The 17,225-nt window shown below is 73.7% G+C and carries 16 protein-coding genes; 6 read left to right on the top strand and 10 right to left on the bottom strand.

Features of this window, described 5'->3' with window-relative positions; genetic code table 11:
* Positions 1-24: 24 nt before the first annotated feature.
* The gene (locus ACF1ED_RS06950) at positions 25-1,296 is read right to left on the bottom strand and encodes an FAD-binding protein (RefSeq protein WP_391757334.1); all 1,272 of its coding nucleotides are present in this window, start codon (positions 1,294-1,296) and stop codon (positions 25-27) included.
* Between the two features lie 104 nt (positions 1,297-1,400).
* Between ACF1ED_RS06950 and ACF1ED_RS06945 the strand changes: the two genes are divergently transcribed.
* A complete protein-coding gene (locus tag ACF1ED_RS06945) occupies positions 1,401-2,324 on the top strand; it encodes a YihY/virulence factor BrkB family protein (protein ID WP_391757333.1) in 924 nt (307 codons plus the stop codon).
* Here the strand turns inward: ACF1ED_RS06945 and ACF1ED_RS06940 are convergent.
* Positions 2,245-3,567, bottom strand: a complete 1,323-nt coding sequence (locus ACF1ED_RS06940; protein ID WP_391757332.1) for a D-alanyl-D-alanine carboxypeptidase family protein — start codon at positions 3,565-3,567, stop codon at positions 2,245-2,247. The genes ACF1ED_RS06945 and ACF1ED_RS06940 overlap by 80 nt on opposite strands.
* A 154-nt stretch (positions 3,568-3,721) precedes the next feature.
* On the bottom strand, positions 3,722-3,976 hold the full coding sequence (locus tag ACF1ED_RS06935) for an SCO4848 family membrane protein (RefSeq protein ID WP_391757331.1): 255 nt from the start codon (positions 3,974-3,976) through the stop codon (positions 3,722-3,724).
* Positions 3,977-4,104: 128 nt separating this feature from the next.
* Between ACF1ED_RS06935 and ACF1ED_RS06930 the strand changes: the two genes are divergently transcribed.
* Together ACF1ED_RS06930 and ACF1ED_RS06925 are read left to right on the top strand one after the other, a co-directional pair.
* A complete protein-coding gene (locus tag ACF1ED_RS06930; protein WP_391757330.1) occupies positions 4,105-5,466 on the top strand; it encodes a metallophosphoesterase in 1,362 nt (453 codons plus the stop codon).
* Positions 5,467-5,661: 195 nt separating this feature from the next.
* Positions 5,662-7,215 (top strand): ABC transporter substrate-binding protein, encoded by a 1,554-nt coding sequence (locus tag ACF1ED_RS06925; protein ID WP_391757329.1) that lies wholly within the window; start codon positions 5,662-5,664, stop codon positions 7,213-7,215.
* Positions 7,216-7,243: 28 nt separating this feature from the next.
* Here the strand turns inward: ACF1ED_RS06925 and ACF1ED_RS06920 are convergent, their stop codons facing one another.
* Genes ACF1ED_RS06920 through ACF1ED_RS06910 form a run of 3 tightly spaced genes read right to left on the bottom strand, consistent with a single transcriptional unit; the run spans position 7,244 to position 8,955 of the window.
* Entirely contained in the window at positions 7,244-8,056 is an 813-nt protein-coding gene (locus ACF1ED_RS06920) for a TetR/AcrR family transcriptional regulator (protein ID WP_391757328.1), read from the bottom strand.
* 10 nt (positions 8,057-8,066) lie between these two features.
* Positions 8,067-8,507: a thiol-disulfide oxidoreductase DCC family protein gene (locus ACF1ED_RS06915; protein ID WP_391757327.1), complete on the bottom strand. Its 441-nt coding sequence runs from the start codon at positions 8,505-8,507 to the stop codon at positions 8,067-8,069.
* Between the two features lie 13 nt (positions 8,508-8,520).
* The gene (locus ACF1ED_RS06910) at positions 8,521-8,955 is read right to left on the bottom strand and encodes a hypothetical protein (protein ID WP_391757326.1); all 435 of its coding nucleotides are present in this window, start codon (positions 8,953-8,955) and stop codon (positions 8,521-8,523) included.
* Positions 8,956-9,080: 125 nt separating this feature from the next.
* On the opposite strand from ACF1ED_RS06910, the gene ACF1ED_RS06905 reads away from it, so the two are divergent.
* On the top strand, positions 9,081-9,869 hold the full coding sequence (locus tag ACF1ED_RS06905; RefSeq protein WP_391757325.1) for an alpha/beta fold hydrolase: 789 nt from the start codon (positions 9,081-9,083) through the stop codon (positions 9,867-9,869).
* On the opposite strand, the gene ACF1ED_RS06900 is transcribed toward ACF1ED_RS06905, so the two are convergent.
* Positions 9,841-12,351 (bottom strand): DUF4132 domain-containing protein, encoded by a 2,511-nt coding sequence (locus tag ACF1ED_RS06900; protein ID WP_391757324.1) that lies wholly within the window; start codon positions 12,349-12,351, stop codon positions 9,841-9,843. The genes ACF1ED_RS06905 and ACF1ED_RS06900 overlap by 29 nt on opposite strands.
* Positions 12,352-12,386: 35 nt before the next feature.
* A complete protein-coding gene (locus ACF1ED_RS06895; RefSeq protein WP_391757323.1) occupies positions 12,387-13,601 on the bottom strand; it encodes an MFS transporter in 1,215 nt (404 codons plus the stop codon).
* An 85-nt stretch (positions 13,602-13,686) separates the two neighbouring features.
* Between ACF1ED_RS06895 and ACF1ED_RS06890 the strand changes: the two genes are divergently transcribed.
* Positions 13,687-14,223 (top strand): MarR family winged helix-turn-helix transcriptional regulator, encoded by a 537-nt coding sequence (locus ACF1ED_RS06890; RefSeq protein ID WP_391757322.1) that lies wholly within the window; start codon positions 13,687-13,689, stop codon positions 14,221-14,223.
* A 105-nt stretch (positions 14,224-14,328) separates the two neighbouring features.
* Entirely contained in the window at positions 14,329-14,625 is a 297-nt protein-coding gene (locus ACF1ED_RS06885) for a hypothetical protein (RefSeq protein ID WP_391757321.1), read from the top strand.
* A 74-nt stretch (positions 14,626-14,699) separates the two neighbouring features.
* Here ACF1ED_RS06885 and ACF1ED_RS06880 read toward each other — a convergent pair whose 3' ends face one another.
* Together ACF1ED_RS06880 and sdhA are read right to left on the bottom strand one after the other, a co-directional pair.
* Complete coding sequence (locus ACF1ED_RS06880) at positions 14,700-15,458, bottom strand: succinate dehydrogenase iron-sulfur subunit (RefSeq protein WP_391757320.1); 759 nt, start codon at positions 15,456-15,458, stop codon at positions 14,700-14,702.
* Entirely contained in the window at positions 15,458-17,212 is a 1,755-nt protein-coding gene (gene sdhA, locus ACF1ED_RS06875) for a succinate dehydrogenase flavoprotein subunit (protein WP_391757319.1), read from the bottom strand. The genes ACF1ED_RS06880 and sdhA overlap by 1 nt, the downstream gene beginning before the upstream one ends.
* Between the last annotated feature and the right edge of the window lie 13 nt (positions 17,213-17,225).

Below are 17,225 nucleotides of genomic sequence, written 5' to 3'. Positions count from 1 at the left end.
GACATCACTCCTGATCACTTCTGATCACTTCTGCAGGCCGAGCCGGCGGGAGAGGTCCGAGCGGAACACGGACCGGGGGTCGAGCGCGGCCAGCAGCCCCCGGAAGGCGTCGAGCCGCGGATACATCACGGGCAGCAGGGCGGGCCGCAGCCGGGCGTCCTCGGCGAGGCAGACCCGCCCGCCGGCCGCCGCCACCCGCTCGTCGAGCCCGTCGAGGAACCGCCCGAGCCCGGGCGCCCCCGCCGGCGCGTCGAAGGCGAGGGACCAGCCGCGCACCGGGAACGCCAGCGGACCGGCCCCGTCGGCGTGCACCCGCTCCACGCGCGCGTGCCGGGCGGCCCGGGCGGGCGAGCGCCGGTGGGCGAGCAGTGCGAGCAGCCCGCGCAGCACCTCCTCCCGCCCCTCGGGGACCGCGCACCGGTACCGCACGAAGGCCCCGGCCACGAAGCCGTACGGGCCCGCCGCGGAGCCGTACGGCCCCGCCACGCGCGCGCGTGCCAGCCCCGGCAGCGGCCGCAGCCCGCCCGGGGCCCGCACGCCGTCCAGGAAGGACGGCGGGGCCAGCGGAGCGCGGCGCGCCCGGTGGCCCCGGGGGAGACCCGCGTACGGGACGGGGGCGGCGGTCGTGAGGACGGCGCGGCCCCGGCCGGTCAGCTCGACCCGGGCCCGCGCGTACGGCTCCCGGGGCGCGCCGGGCCCCGTCCAGTGGGCCAGCAGCGCGTCGGCGTCGCGGAAACGGGCGGTCCGCTCCCGCAGGAAAGCCGTCTCGACCGGCCGCAGGGCCAGCGTCACCGAGAGGACCACCCCGGTGAGGCCGAGCCCGCCGACGGTCGCCCCGAAGAGCGGGGCGCCGCGCCGCAGCGCCCTGGACTCCCCGTCGGCGCCGAGGAGTTCGATCGCCTCGACGCCGTCGCCGTACCCCGAGGCGACCGCCCCGCCGGCCGTCCAGCCGCCCGCGCCCGTCCGGGGGTGGAGGCCGTACGGCAGCAGGACCCGGGCGAGGGCGCCCAGTTCGGTCCCCGCCTCGCAGACCACCAGGCCCGCCGCCGCGTCGAGGCCGCGGATCCGGTCGAGCGCGGTCAGGTCCAGGACGGTGCCGCCCGCGTTCTGGGCGGCGTCGCCGCAGGACCGGCCGAGGCCGCGGGCGACGGCGCCGCGCGGCCCCCGGCCGAGGACCGCCCCGGCGGCCTCGGCGGCCGAGCGGGGCCGGGCGAGCAGCGCGAGCGAGGGCGCGGTGCGCCCGGCGCCCGTGAGAGGCACGAAGTCGTCGTCCAGGACGAGGGGTTCGACAGCCATGGAGTGACGGTATCGCCGCGTATGTCGCTTATGCCGGTATTGGGGTTCCTGTCGTGCGGTGTCGGTCCCCGCGCCCCGCCCGCCGGCGGGGGATGCTCGGTGCCATGGACTGGCTGACCAAGCTCCCCGTCATCGGCCCCTGGGCCGCCCGGCTGATGAGGACGCACGCCTGGCGCTCCTACGAGCGGCTCGACGAGGTCCACTGGAGCCGGCTCGCGGCCGCCATCACCTTCCTCTCCTTCCTCGCCCTCTTCCCGCTGATCACGGTCGCCGCCGCGATCGGCGCCGCGCTGCTCACCGACGACCAGCTCGACCGGATCGAGGAGAAGCTCTCCGACCAGGTCCCCGGCATCTCCGACCAGCTCGACATCGGCGGCCTCGTCGACAACGCCGGCACCGTCGGGCTCGTCGCCGGCGCCCTGCTGCTCTTCACCGGCGTCAGCTGGGTCGGCTCGATGCGGGACTGCCTGCGGGCGGTCTGGCGCCTCGACGACGCCGACGAGGGCAACCCCGTGACGCGCAAGGGCAAGGACGCCGTCGTCCTCTGCGGCCTCGGCGGCGTCGCCCTCTGCTCGCTCGCCGCCTCCTGGCTCGGCTCCACGGCCGTCGGCTGGAGCGCCGACCGGCTCGGCATCTCCGGCGGCGGGGCGGGCGGCGTCCTGCTCCAGGGCGCCGCCGTCGTCGTGGCGATGGCCGCCGACTTCCTGATCCTGCTCTACGTCCTGAAGCCGCTGCCCGGCGTCGACCCGCCGCGCCGCCGCCTCGTCGTGGCCGCCCTGATCGGCGCGGCCGGCTTCGAACTCCTCAAGCTGCTGCTCGGCGGCTACATGCGCGAGGTCGCGGCGAAGTCGATGTACGGGGCCTTCGGCGTGCCCGTGGCCCTGCTCCTCTGGATCAACTTCACCGCGAAACTCCTGCTGTTCTGCTCCGCGTGGACGGCCGTGGACGCTAAGGATTCACGTCCGGATCCGGATCGGCGGCCCGGGAACGGGAACGGGAGCGTTCCGCCGCCGGCCAGCGACGGTTGACCAGGAAGACCGCGGCCGCGAGCAGCACCAGCACCCCGCCCGCGACGGCCAGCGCGATCCCGACCCCGCCCGAGCTCCCCCCGGCGGAGGCCGCGACGGCCGGAGCGCTCGACTCCGGGTGCTCCCTGCCGGGCGCCGGCGCGGCCCCCGACTCCGTGCCGCCCGACGGCCGCGCCACCGGAACCGCGTTCTTCGGCGCCACCAGCTCACCCACCGGCGTCACCTTCCCGGACGCCGCGAAACCCCAGTCGAGCAGCCGCGCGGCCTCCTTGTAGACCGCGTGCTGCTCCTTCGAGGAGGGGTTCATCACCGTCACCAGCAGCACCCGGCCGTTCCGCTCGGCGACCCCCGTGAAGGTGGCGCCCGCGTGCGTGGTGTTGCCGTTCTTCACCCCGGCGATGCCCTGGTACGGGGCGATGCCGAAGTCGCCGGTCAGCAGCCGGTTGGTGTTCTGGATCTCGAAGCTCTCGCGCTTCTTGCCCGGCTTCGCCTCCCCGGGGAAGGCCGCGCGCGGGGTCGCCGCGTACTCCCGGAACTCCGGCTTCTGCATGCCGTTGCGGGCGATCAGTGTCAGGTCGTACGCCGACGAGACCTGCCCCGGGGCGTCGTAGCCGTCCGGCGTCTTCACGCGCGTGTCCAGCGCCTGGAGTTCGGCCGCGTGCGCGTTCATCTCGGCGACGGTCTTGTCGAGCCCCTGGTTCATCCGCGTCAGGACGTGCACCGCGTCGTTCCCGGACCGCAGGAAGACCCCCAGCCACAGGTCCCGGACCGTGTAGCTCTGCTTCTCCTTTATCCCGACGAGGCTCGACCCCTCGCCGATCCCGGCCAGGTCCTCGCCGGTCACCAGGTGGACCTGGTTCCGGTTCGGGAACTTCGGCAGCAGGGTGTCCGCGAACAGCATCTTCAGCGTGGAGGCGGGCGCCAGCCGCCAGTGCGCGTTGTGCGAGGCGAGCACCGCGCCGCTCTCCGCGTCCGCGACGATCCACGACCGCGCCGACAGCTCCTTCGGCAGCACCGGCGCCCCGGCCCCCAGCTTCACCTGGGTGCCCGGCAGCCCGAGCAGCACCCCGCCCACCGACGACATGTTCGCCGGCGGCTTCGGCTGCTCCTCCTTCTTCTCCGGCGCCTTCCCGGTCGCCCCCGGCTTCACGGGCTCGTCCGCGAAGGCGGGTCCGGCCCCCAGCGCGAGCGGCATCAACAGTGCGGCAATGACCGCACAAGCGATCCTCTTCGAAGCAGACACGATCGAGAACGTACATGCCCGCCCCGCCGATCCGAACCCCGCGCCCCCCTTCACACCCGGCCGTCCACCCGGACGCGGGTCTCGCGGCGGGCCGACCGGGGGTGGCCGGGGCGGTCGGAGGCGGTCGGGGTCCGGCAGAGGGCGGTCCGCGGCGTCAGACCGCGGAGCTCTCCCCGCGCGCGTTCGCCCGCACGCCGCGCAGGCCGATCACCCCCACCGCCGTGCCCAGGAGGAAGGACGTGACCGCCAGGGCGAGGTGGACCCACAGATAGGCCGTCGGACCGCCCGCGTCGTCGAAGGCGAGTCCGCTCGCGTCCTTGAAGAGGTTGCGCGCGAAGGTGATCCAGATCACCCAGGACCAGACGCCGAACGCGAGCAGGAACCAAGACGTGGGCCGGTTGAGTTTCACGGGTGCCCTTCCGGGGGGTGAGCGGGTCGGCTCTGCCAGTATCCGACGCGTTCCCCCCGGTCCGGCGGCGGGGGTTCCGCAGCCCTTCGCCGCCGTCCCGTTCGACCGACACAAGTGAGGTTCCGGGCGTGTTCGCCTTCCTGCCCTTCCTGGTCGTGGCTCTCGCGCTGCTCGGCGCGGTCCACTGGTACGTGTGGCGCCGGCTGGTCCGGGACCTCACCGCGGCCGGTGGGCCGGCGCGGCGCGCCGGGACCGCCGCCGTGATCGTGCTGCCGCTGCTCTCGGTCGCCGCGCTCGCCTCCGGGCGGGCGGGGGCGCCCTTCCTGTTCCAGCAGGTCGTGGCCTGGCCCGGCTTCCTGTGGCTCGCGGTGCTGCTGTACCTGGTGCTGGCGCTGGCCGTGGGGGAGGCCGTGCGGCCGCTGCTGTCGCGGTGGCTCGCGCGGCGGGCCGCCACGGCACCGGCCGCCCCGGCCCCGCCCGCGTCCGCGCCCGTGCCCGCATCCGTGCCGGCACCCGCGCCCGTTCCCGTACCGGAGCGGACGGCGGAGTCCGGCGCCGAGCCCGTCGCGGAGCCCGCCACCGAGCCCGCCGCGAAGCCCGCCGCGGCGCCCGGGGCCGACGCCGAGGCGCCCGCCGTCGTCGGGGCGCCCGCCGCCTCCGACGTGTCGCGGCGGCTGTTCGTCTCGCGGGTGGTCGGCGGGGCCGCCGCGGCCGCCGCCCTCGGGACGGTGGCGAACGGGGCGTACGGGGTGCTCCGGGGGCCGAAGGTGAAGCGGGTGACCGTGCCGCTGGCCAAGCTGCCCCGGGCCGCGCACGGGTACCGGATCGCGGTCGTCTCCGACATCCACCTCGGACCGATCCTCGGCCGCGCCCACTCGCGGCGGATCGTCGACGCGATCAACGCCACCCAGCCCGATCTGATCGCCGTCGTCGGCGACCTCGTCGACGGCACCGTGGAGAACCTCGGGCCCGCCGCCGAACCCCTCGCGGGGCTGCGCGCCCGGCACGGCTCCTTCTTCGTCACCGGCAACCACGAGTACTTCTCGGGCGCCGACGCCTGGGTCGACCACGTCCGCGAGCTCGGCCTGCGCCCGCTGCGCAACGAGCGGCTGGAGATCGCCGCCGGCTTCGACCTCGCCGGCGTGGACGACGTGGCCGGCGAGAGCGAGGGGCGGGGCCCCGACTTCGCCCGGGCGCTCGGCGACCGCGACCGGTCCAGAGCGGCCGTCCTCCTCGCCCACCAGCCCGTCGTCATCGACGACGCCGTCGCCCACGGGGTCGACCTCCAGCTCTCCGGCCACACCCACGGCGGCCAGCTCTGGCCGGGCAATCTCCTCGCCGGGCTCGCCAATCCGACCGTGGCCGGACTGGAGCGGTACGGCGACACCCAGCTGTACGTCTCCCGGGGCGCCGGCGCGTGGGGGCCGCCGGTCCGGGTCGGTGCCCCGTCCGACATCACCCTCGTCCAACTCGCCTCGAAACAGGCCTAATCGGAGAGGGTCACTCCCTGCGCCGGGGTCGATACGTGCTGCTCATCGACTTAAATTCGCATTTCCCGGACATATGCATGCTGTGTGAAGGTTTCCTCTTCCCGATGTGAAACCCGTGTGATTGGGTGGCGCAAACGCGACGATTCGGGGGTCGTCGCCCTTTGGGGTTTCTGCACGAAAAAAGGAAGCACGGCAATGCGGTCGACGGTCCGTCTCCGGATCCTCATCACTTGTGGAGTACTGGTGGCCGCGGGGGTGGGGGGCTGGCAACTCCTGCCCTCCGACGAGGGCCGTACCGACCCCGTCCCGGTGGGCACCACCGACGAGGTCACGTCGCTCGACCCGGCCGGCGCGTACGACGCGGGCTCCTGGGCGCTGTACAGCAACGTCTACCAGTCGCTGCTCACCTTCAAGCCGGGCTTCACCACCCCGACCCCGGACGCCGCCGAGAGCTGCAAGTTCGTGGGCGACAAGCTCACCACCTACCAGTGCACGCTCCGCGGCGACCTCGCCTTCTCCAGCGGGCGCAAGGTGACGGCCGAGGACGTCAAGTACTCCTTCGACCGGATGCTGAAGATCAAGGCCGAGGTCGGCCCCGCGCCGCTCTTCCCCACCCTGAAGAACGTGACGGCCGACGGCCTCACCGTCACCTTCAACCTCAGCGGCCGGGACGCCACCTTCCCGCTCAAGCTGGCCACCGGCGCCGGCTCGATCGTCGACCGCGAGCGCTACCAGGACGACACCCTCCGCCAGGACCACGCGGTCGACGGCACCGGCCCGTACGTCCTCAAGGAGTACAAGCCGGGCCGGAGCGCCCTCCTGGAGCCCAACCCGAAGTACCGCGGCGCGCTCCCCAAGACCGGGAAGCCGGTCCTGGTGAAGTACTACAAGCAGTCCGAGGACCTGGCGAACGCCTGGAAGTCCGGCGAGGTCCAGGTGACGCACCGGCAGCTCCCGCCGTCCTTCGTGGAGAACCTGGACACCAACGGCGGCACGCGTCTGACCGAGGCGGAGAGCGCCGAGATCCGCAACATCGTCTTCAACACCCGGGCCGACTCGCCGATGGGGACCAAGGCGGTGCGCCAGGCGGTCGCGGCCGTCCTCGACCGTCCGACCATCACCACCGGCGCCTACAAGGGCACGGTCGAGCCGTTGTACTCGCTGATCCCGCAGGGCTTCGTCGGCCACAGCACGGCCTTCTACGACCGCTACCCGGCGCCGGACCAGGCGAAGGCGAAGAAGCTGCTCAAGGACGCCGGCGTGCAGACGCCGGTCGAGTTCACCTTCGGCTACCGCCAGGACGCCACGTACAAGGCGGAGACCGCCGAGATCAAGAAGCAGCTGGAGGCGACCGGCCTCTTCTCGGTGAAGGTCGTGGAGGCCGACTGGCAGACCTTCCAGAAGGGCTACACGAGCGGCGCCTACGACGCGTACACCGTCGGCTGGCTCCCCGACTTCCCCGACTCGGACAGCTTCACCGCCCCGCTCGTCGGCACCGGCAACGCCCTCTCCAGCGGCTACTCCAGCAAGACCGTCGACAAGCTGATCACCGACACCCAGCAGTACAGCGACCGCTCCCGGACCACCCGCGACTTCAAGGCGATCCAGGACGAGGTCGCCCAGGACGTGCCGCTGGTCCCGCTCTGGCAGAAGAACGACTACGTCCTCGCCACCGAGGCCGTCGGCGGCTCGCAGAACCTCTCCGACGGCACCGGCATCTGGCGCCTGTGGGAGCTCTCCTGGATCTGAGCCGCCGGGCCCGATCCGCCCGGAGCGGTCAGCCCTTCTGCGGGGCGGTCCTGCGGGGCCGCCCCGACGCCGCCATGCCGGCCGCCGTCGGCATGAAGTCCGCGAGCAGCTCGTGCGTCTCCTTGACCAGCGGGCGCAGCACGCGGAAGCGGGAGAGCGAGACCGCCCGCGCGGTCACCGGCGACAGCCGCTCCACCAGGCGTCGGCTGTTGGCGGCGCCCTCGGAGCGGTCGTAGACCCAGAAGAGGACGAGCCCCATCTGCTGGAGCCACAGCAGCTGGGGCAGCGCCTCCGACAGCTCGGGGTCGATCTTCACCGAGGCGCCGGAGATCACCCGGCGGTGCACCTCGATCGCCGCCTCGCGCGGCCCCTCCGACTCGGGTGAGAACGGCGAGAGCGGGCTGTCGGGGTCGGCCGCGTTCTTGAAGAACTGGGCCGCGAACTCGTGGTACGGCTCCGCGATGTCGAGCCAGGCGAGCAGGACGCCCCTGATGCGGGCGACCAGTTCCTTCTCGCCGCCCTCCAGGACCGACTCGACGGCCGCCTGGTGCTCCTCGGCGATCCGGTCGTAGAAGCCCTGGACCAGGTGCTCCTTGGACGCGAAGTAGTAGTAGGCGTTCCCGACCGAGACCCCGGCCTCCTGGGCGATCGCCCGCATGGTGGTCTTGTCGTAGCCCCGCTCCCGGAAGAGCCGCAGGGCGGTCTCCAGGATGAGCGTCCGGGTCTGCTCGCTCTTGGGGGCCTTCGGGGCCGTGGCGTCCGGGGCCGTGGCGTCCGGAGCCTTGGCGGCCGTGGCCTTCGGGGCCTTCGGGGCCTTCTTCTCTTCCTTCGCGTCCTTCACGGAGCCGAGCCTAGCCGGGCGGACCGGGCACCCCGCAGTGCCCGTCCGCGCAGCCGTCCTCCCCGCCGCCGGGACCCTTGAGCGCCTCGCGCCACCGCGCGGCGGCGAGGACGGCGGCGCGGGCGAAGGGCCGTCCCGCGGGGGTGGCGAGCCAGTGGGCCCGGGGCCGGTGGTCGGCCAGGGCCCAGAGGCAGACGATCCAGGCGGCCGAGGCGGTGTAGACCTGGCCCCGGTCCCCGACCGCGGTGATCTCCCGCAGGGTGGCGGCGTGGTCGAGGTCGGGGAAGAGCTCCCGGGCCCGCGGCGAGCCGGCCGGCACGAGGTCGAGCGGGACGAGCTGCCGCTGGCGCAGCAGCCAGTTCCGCAGGTGCGCGCAGAGCGGGCAGTCCGCGTCGTACAGCACGGTCAGGCGCCGGACGGGGGCGCCCGGGCGGGCGGTGGCGGTCGTCATGGCGGGCTCCGGGTCAGGCCTGCGGGGCGGGCGGGGCCCAGGGGCCGTTCCCGGGGCCGCCGGTCCAGCCCTGCGGGGCGACCGGCGGGACCTGCTCGTGCTCCAGGGCGCCGCGGCGGCGGATCTTGTTGAGGACGTAGACGTTGCCGAGGTGCATCACGCCGAGGACGAGCAGGACGACGCCGAGCTTGACGGAGAGGGCCTCGAAGAGCTCCCGGGCGTCGAGGACGGTCTCGTCCTGGCGCAGGTAGAGGGCGACGAAGCCGAAGTTGACGAGGTAGAAGCCGACCACCAGGAGGTGGTTGACGGCGTCCGCGAGCTTCTCGTTCCCGTGCAGCACGTCGGCGAGGAAGATCCTGCCGTTGCGGCTGAGGGTGCGGGCGACCCAGATGGTCAGGGCCACGCTGATCAGCAGGTAGACGATGTACGCGATGACTGTGAGGTCCATGCCCCACGCTCCCTTGAACGCGTTCAATTGCTGGCGGACATGACTGTAGACCCCCTCTTGAACGTGTTCAAGTCCGGGGGTGAAAGGTGTGGCCCGTCCCGTCGGGGGCGTCTAGAGTCACGGGCGTGACGCTCTCTCATGACACGGCCGGAACCGGCCCCCAGACCGTCGTCCTGCTGCACTCCGGGGTCTGCGACCGCCGGATGTGGGACGGCCAGTTCCAGGCCCTCGCCGACGCCGGACACCGGGTCGTCCGCTGCGACCTCCGCGGCTTCGGCGAGACCCCCGTCGACGCCCCGCACGTCCACGCCGACGACGTCCGCGACCTCCTCGACCACCTCGGCGCCGAGCGGGCCGTGCTCGTCGGCTCCTCCTTCGGCGGCGAGGTCGCCCTGGAGTTCGCCGTCCGCCACCCCGGCCGCATCGCCGCCCTCGCCCTGCTCTGCCCCGCCGCCCCCGTCGAACACGAGGCGAGCCCCGCGCTCCGCGCCTTCTTCGGCGAGGAGGACGCCCTCCTCGAAGCCGGCGACGTCGAGGCCGCCACCGCCCTCAACGTCGAGCTGTGGTGCGGCCCCGACGCCGGCCCCGGGGCCCGCGCCCTCGTCCACGCCATGCAGCGCCGCGCCTTCGAGCTCCAGCTCGCCGCCCCCGAGGAGCACGGCCCCCGGCCCTCCGGCGTCACCGAGGACGACCTCAAGGGGGTCGCCGTGCCCGCCCTCGTCGTCACCGGCGCCCACGACGTCCCCGACTTCCGCGCCATCGGCGGGAAGACCGCCGCCCTCCTCCCGGACGCCCGCCACGTCGAACTCGACTGGGCCGGCCACCTGCCGTCCCTGGAACGCCCCGAGGAGACCCTGGCCCTCCTGACGGACTACCTGGCCGGGCTCAGCGCCCCCGGCGCAGCTGGGCGGTGATCGTCGGGTCGGTGATCCGGTCGTCGGCGGCCAGCAGGAAGGCCTTCGACAGGATCACGGACAGCATCCCGCCGTCCTCCTCGAACGGCAGGAACACCTTCCCCGCCGCCCGTCCGACCTCCCGCGAGCGGTCCACCACCACGCACAGATACGCGTCCGAGGGCTCCATCAGCACGTTCCCCGAGCCCAGATGGATCCGGTACGCGCCCAGCTCCCCCCGCACCCGCAGGAACCGGTCCGTCAGCTCCACCCGGTCCGCCAGCCGGGTCCGCGGCAGCAGCCGGGCCAGCGTCTCCCGCCGCACCCGCGCCCCCGCCGTCAGCTCCCCGAAGCCCCAGCTCCGCCAGTAGTCGCCGTAGCCCCGGTCCTCGCCCCGGTCCCGCCACTCCGGGTCCGCCCCCACCGACGCGACCCCCACGAACAGGTCCACGTCCCGCAGCGCCTCCGACAGCACCAACGCCGGCACCTCCGTCAGCTCCGCCTGCTCCCACGCCCCGCGCGGCCCCGCCGCACCGGCCCGCCGCTCGAACCGCACCTGGTCGGTCGAGCAGAGCACGGCGACCCCGTCCGACACCGCCCCGCCGTCCACCAGGTCCACGAAGAAGCGGGCCCGCCACCTGGCCCCCTCCGCCGCCGGCAGCTCGCCCGGCGCGGGCAGCTCCTTCACCATCTCCGAGGAGCCGCCCTCGGAGAAGTACCCCAGGTGCCGCCCCGCCCAGCCCCGGCCCGTCATCAGCGCCCGCGCCTGCCCGTACCGCAGCACGTGCCCCGCGAAGCGGTTCGAGTACGAGACGGTCTCCCGCTCCGCCGGCGTCAGCGGGTACACCTCCCGGAACACCTGCTTGAACGGCTGCCGCTCCTCCCGGTCGAGCAGCGCCGCCCGCCACCCGGCGACCTCCTCGTCCCCGGCCCGCAGCGGGTGCCACAGCCGCAGCCGGTCGCCCGCCCCGACCGGCCGCGCGGTGCCGTCCGCCGCAGCGAGCACCCAGCCGCCGCCCGCCCGCTCCGGCAGCCCCGCCGTCCACTCCCCGCCGCCGTCCCCGGCCTCCCACACCAGCGCCCGCGCCACCGCCCCCGTCACCGGAGGGTCCGCGTAGTACCGCTGCCAGTCCTCCGCCGGCCAGGCGGTGCCCGCCGCCAGGTGCTCCTCCAGCCGGGCCCGCTCCTCCGACAGCAGCGCCGACACCTTCCGCAGCCCCGCCCGCACCTCCCTCAACTCCTCGGCGCGCGCCTCCCGCACCTCCTTCGGCGCGGTCTTCAGGAGCCTCCCCTCCGGGCCCCTGAAGGAGAGCAGCGCGGTGCCCGGCTCCCGTACCGCCAGCTCCGCCGTGTACGCCCCCAGGGCCGTCTCCCGCACCCCGCGCCCGTCGAGCCCGAGGTCCGGCACGGCCCGCTCCCGCAGCATCGACGCGGTCATCCCGGCCCGCGCGGCGACCGTCTCCGTGGCCCGGGCGATCCCCTTGGCCACCGTCCGGTTGACCACCCGCCTCGGCAGCCGCCCCAGCTCCGCGACGGCCTCCTCGGCGCGCCCGGCCGGGCACTCCCCGAGCACCGCGACGGCGGCCGTCGCGATCGGCTGGCTGCGGCACATCCCCCCGTGCCCGCCCAGCCCCGTCCCCGCCTGCAGCGCCACGGCCCCCACCAGCGGCACCACCCACTCCTCCGGCACCTCCAGCGCGGCCCACAACAGGCCCCGCACCAGGGAGGTGTTGGCGTCCCCGGCGAGCGAGGGAGCCCCCATCCCGAACGGGTTCATGTCGTGCACCCGGTGCTCGGGCTGTGCGGCGATCCCCTCCAGCAGCCGCCGCACCACCTCCGCGCCCCGCCCGGCCCCGGCCAGCAGCTCCGCCGCCCGTCTCCGCCAGACCCGGGTGGCGCGCGGCTTGTCGAGCAGCGCGCAGTGCCCGAGGAACGCGGCCACGCCCGCACCCGACAGCAGCTCCTCGTGGGCGGCCCGCATCGCGGGGCCGTAGTCGTCGAGCTCGTCGAGCAGGTGCCGGGGGAGCCGGCCGTCGGCGGCCGGGGCCTCACGGGCCAGCAGCGCGTCGATCCGGCGCCGGATCCGCCCGTACCCCTCGGTGTCCCCGTACCACCGGTAGGACTCGGCCAGGTGACGGAGCGTCCGCAGCCGCGTCCGGTCGTACTCCTCGACCTGCTCGGCCGCCGACAGGGCGATCGGCACCACGACCAGGAACGCCTCACGCAGCTCGGACGGGCCGAACACCGCGTCCCGGCCGAGGAGGCGCGCGAGCATCAGGTCGGACTCGGCGGCCGACCAGCCCAGCCGCTGCCCGGCCAGGTGGGCGAGCCCGCGCTCCGCGGCCCCCCGGTGCGTCCCCGGACGCTGGAGCGCGAACGCCGCCGCGCGCCGCCCCGCCGCGTCCAGGGAGTCCAGGAACCCCTCCAGCGTCCCCGTCGCCCCGGCCCGCTCGCGGGCCACCGCCTCGTCCAGCCCGGCCACCGGGCCCGTGATCCCCACCATGCCGCCCACGGTAGGCCCACCCGCCGACAACGCCCTCAGCGCACCCTCCGCACCCCCGGCACCAGCGCCGTCGCCAGGCAGCAGCCGCCGACCAGGACGGCCGCCGCGACCAGCGGGACCTCGGGCCCCCAGGCGCCGGCGGCGAGCGGCGCCAGCGCGTAGCCGACCGGCATCGCGGCGAGCGAGAGGAGCCAGTCGTACGAGACCACCCGGGCCAGCACCCGCTCGGGCACCGCGCGCTGGACGACCGTGTCCCAGACGGGCGAGAGGAAGCCGAGCCCGGCCTGCGCGAGCCCGTACGCGGCGATGACGGCCCAGGCGGGCGCCCCGGCGGCGAGCAGCAGCAGCGGCAGCGCGTAGCTCGCGAGGGCCAGGTTGGCGGTGAGGACGGGCCGGGAGGGCTTCAGCCGGTCGGCGAGGAGCGAGCCGGCGAGCAGCCCGACCGCGCCCGTCTGGAGCAGCAGCACCCAGGTGCCCGCGCCGCCGAGCCGGTCGACGGCGATCGCCGGGCCGAGGGTCATCAGGACGGCGGCGGCGCCGTTCCAGGCGCTGTGCGCGACCAGGCTGCTCCAGTACCAGTCGCGGGACCTGACCTCCCGCCAGCCCTCGCGCAGGTCCGCGACGAAGGACCGGCGGGGGACCGGCACCCGCTCGACCCGGAGCGCGGCGAGGAGCGCGGCGCTGACCGCGAAGGAGACGGCGTCGAGGACGAAGGCCCAGCCGGGGCCGACGGTGAGGACGAGGGCGCCGGCGAGCGCGGGCCCGGCCACGCGCGTGGCGCCGGACGCGATCCCCATGGCGGCGTTGGCCCGGGCCAGGGCCTCCGGGGCCACGGTCCCCTTCACCAGCGGGGAGGCGGTCGGCACGGCGAAGGCCCCGGCGGCGCCACCGGCGGCCGAGGCGGCGGCGATCAGCCACAGGGCGGGGCTGCCCCCGAGGAGCTGGACGCCGACGAGGAGCTGGGCGGCGCAGCGGACGAGGTCCATGGCGAGGGCGATGGTCCGGGCGTCGAAGCGGTCGGCGAGCACGCCGCCGACCGGCAGCAGCACCAGTTTCGGCACCATCGCGCACGCGAGCACGAGCGCGAGCGCCCCGGTGGAGCCGGTGGCCTCCAGGACGGCGAGGGCGAGCGCGGCGGGGATGACGGCGTCCCCGGTGAGCGAGAGCACCCGCCCGGTGAAGAGGAGCCGGAAGGGGCGGGTGCGCAGGGGGTGGCGGACGGCGGGCGGGGCGGCGGCGGAAGAGGTCACGCGCGCAGAGTATTTCGGTACCGAATAATTCGGCAACGAAATATCGATGCGGGGCCGGCCGGGCCCCCGCACGTACGATCGCCCCATGAACCAGCCGGACCCCGCAGCGCCCAGGGAACAGGACTGGACCGACGGCCACGTGGCCCGCTGGCAGCCCGTCCTGCCCGCCCTCGACCCCGTCGTCGAGGGCGCGGTCACCCGGATGAAGAAGCTCTCCGTCCACCTCCGCCGGGTCCGCGAGCAGTCCCTCGTCGACTTCGACCTCGAACGCCACGAGTTCGACACCCTGCACAAGCTGGCCGGCCGGGGCGGCTCGGCCGCCCCCTCCGAGCTGGCCCAGGACCTCGACCTGGCCCCCGCCTCGGTCACCGGCCGCCTCGACGCCCTGGAGAAGCGCGGCCTCGTCCGCCGCACCCCCTCCACCACCGACCGCCGCCGGGTCGTCGTCGAGCTCACCGACGCCGGCCGCACCACCTGGCTCGGCGCCATGGACGTCCTCGGCCACGAGGAGGAACGCCTCCTGGGCGTCCTCACCCCCGCCGAGCGCACCACCCTCAACGACCTGCTCCGCCGCGTCATGCTCGCCGCCGAGGAGGACCCCGCCACCCCGCACTGGCACTGACCCTCCGGCCCCGGCCCACCGCCACTGACCCACCGCCACTGACCCACCGGCACCGGCCCATCGCCACCGGCCCGCTGTCGGTGCCGGGCCCTACGCTCGGCGTCCATGGGAACAGTCACCTTCGTCGACGAGACGACCCTCGGCGCCCGCACCGCCTCCGCGCCCCTCGCCGTCTCCGAGGAGCGCCTGCCGCTGCGCGAGCTGATAGCCCGCCGGGTCGCCCTGGAGACCTGCCCGGAGGGCTACGAGGCCGCGCTCGCCCGCGCCCTGGACGCCTTCGCCCGCAACGGCTTCCTGGTCCTGGTCGGCGACCGCCAGATCGAGGACCCGGACGAGACCGTGACGGTCGGCCCGGCCACCGAGGTCGTCTTCCTGAAGCTGGTCCCCCTGGTCGGCGGCTGACTCCGCCCCCGCACACGCGGGAAGGCCCCGCCTCCCGGAGGGGAGACGGGGCCTTCCACGACGCCCGGAAGGGGTCAGAAGCGACGCGTGATCAGCGCGCGCTTCACTTCCTGGATCGCCTTCGTGATCTCGATGCCACGCGGGCAGGCGTCCGTGCAGTTGAACGTGGTGCGGCAGCGCCACACGCCGTCCTTGTCGTTCAGGATCTCCAGGCGCTGCTCGCCGCCCTCGTCGCGCGAGTCGAAGATGAAGCGGTGCGCGTTGACGATCGCGGCCGGACCGAAGTACTGGCCGTCGTTCCAGAAGACCGGGCAGGACGACGTGCACGCGGCGCACAGGATGCACTTGGTGGTGTCGTCGAAGCGCTCGCGGTCCTCGGGGGACTGCTTGCGCTCGCGGGTCGGCTCGTTCCCCTTGGTGATGAGGAAGGGCATGACGTCGCGGTACGCCTGGAAGAAGGGCTCCATGTCGACCACGAGGTCCTTCAGCACCGTGAGGCCCTTGATGGGCTCGACGGTGATCGGCTTCTCGGGGTTCAGGTCCTTGATCAGCGTCTTGCAGGCGAGCCTGTTCTTGCCGTTGATCCGCATGGCGTCCGAACCGCAGATGCCGTGCGCGCAGGAGCGACGGAAGGTCAGCGTGCCGTCGAGGTCCCACTTGATCTTGTGGAGACCGTCGAGCACGCGCTCCTTCGGGTCGATCTCGACCTGGAAGTCCTCCCAGACCACCGCGTCCGAGACCTCGGGGTTGAAGCGGCGGATCCGGAAGGTGACCGTGATGTACGGGGACGCGGCGGACTCCTTCTCCACCTTGTCCAGAACGGGGGTAGCCATCAGTACTTACGCTCCATCGGCTGGTAGCGGGTCGTGACGACCGGCTTGTAGTCGAGACGCACGGTCTCGGAGCCGTCCTTGCTGACCTCGCGGTACGCCATCGTGTGGCGCATGAAGTTGACGTCGTCGCGGTTCGGGTAGTCCTCGCGGTAGTGACCGCCGCGGGACTCCTTGCGCGCCAGGGCCGAGACGGCCATGACCTCGGCCAGTTCGAGCAGGTTGCCCAGCTCGATGGCCTCCAGGAGGTCGGTGTTGAAGCGCTTGCCCTTGTCCTGGATGGACACGTCCTTGTAGCGCTCGCGCAGCTCGGCGATCTTCTCGACGGCCGTCTTGATGGTCTGCTCCGTGCGGAACACCATCACGTTGGCGTCCATCGTCTCCTGGAGCTCGCGGCGCAGGTCGGCGACCCGCTCGGTGCCCGTGGAGTTGCGCAGGTTCTCGATCTGCGCGACGACCAGCGACTCCGGGTTCTCCGGCAGCTCGACGTAGTCGTGCTTGTGGGAGTACTCGGCGGCGGCGATGCCCGCGCGGCGCCCGAAGACGTTGATGTCGAGCAGCGAGTTGGTGCCCAGGCGGTTGGCGCCGTGCACCGACACGCAGGCGACCTCGCCGGCCGCGTACAGGCCCGGGACGACGGTGGTGTTGTCCGACAGGACCTCACCCTCGACGTTGGTCGGGATGCCGCCCATGGCGTAGTGCGCGGTGGGCTGGATCGGGATCGGGTCCGTGTACGGCTCGATGCCGAGGTACGTACGGGCGAACTCGGTGATGTCCGGGAGCTTGGCGTCGAGCTGCTCCGGCGGGAGGTGCGTCAGGTCCAGGTAGACGTGGTCGCCCTCGGGACCGCAGCCGCGGCCCTCGCGGATCTCCGTGTAGATGGAGCGGGAGACGACGTCACGGGACGCGAGGTCCTTCATGACCGGCGCGTACTTCTCCATGAAGCGCTCGCCGTCCTTGTTGCGGAGGATGCCGCCCTCACCGCGGGCGCCCTCCGTCAGCAGGATGCCCATGCGCCAGATGCCCGTCGGGTGGAACTGGAAGAACTCCATGTCCTCCAGGGGCAGGCCGCGGCGGTAGCAGGCGGCCTGGCCGTCACCGGTCAGGGTGTGGGCGTTCGACGTCACCTTGAAGAACTTGCCGGTGCCGCCGGAGGCGTAGATCACGGCCTTCGCCTGGAAGATGTGGATCTCGCCGGTGGCCAGCTCGTACGCGACGACGCCGGCGGACTTCTTGACGCCGTCGACCTCGACGATGAGCTGGTCCAGGACGTAGAACTCGTTGAAGAACTCCACGCCCTCCTTGATGCAGTTCTGGTACAGCGTCTGGAGGATCATGTGACCGGTGCGGTCGCCCGAGTAGCAGGCGCGGCGGACCGGGGCCTCGCCGTGGTTGCGGGAGTGACCGCCGAACCGGCGCTGGTCGATGTCGCCCTGGGGCGTACGGCCGAAGGGCAGGCCCATCTTCTCCAGGTCGAGGACGGCGTCGATGGCCTCCTTCGCCAGGATCTCGGCGGCGTCCTGGTCGACCAGGTAGTCACCGCCCTTGACCGTGTCGAAGGTGTGCCACTCCCAGTTGTCCTCCTCCACGTTCGCCAGCGCGGCGGCCATGCCGCCCTGCGCTGCGCCCGTGTGGGAGCGGGTGGGGTAGAGCTTCGTCAGCACGGCGGTGCGGCTGCGCTTCGTCGCCTCGATGGCGGCGCGCATGCCGGCGCCGCCGGCGCCGACGATGACGGTGTCGTACTTGTGGATCTTCATTGGGTGGTTACCT

Origin of the sequence: Streptomyces sp. NPDC014656, assembly GCF_043084305.1 — a bacterium.
Classification (GTDB): Bacteria; Actinomycetota; Actinomycetes; order Streptomycetales; family Streptomycetaceae; genus Streptomyces.
Note: the sequence above shows the minus strand (reverse complement) of the source record. Positions and strands in the feature narration are given on the sequence as shown.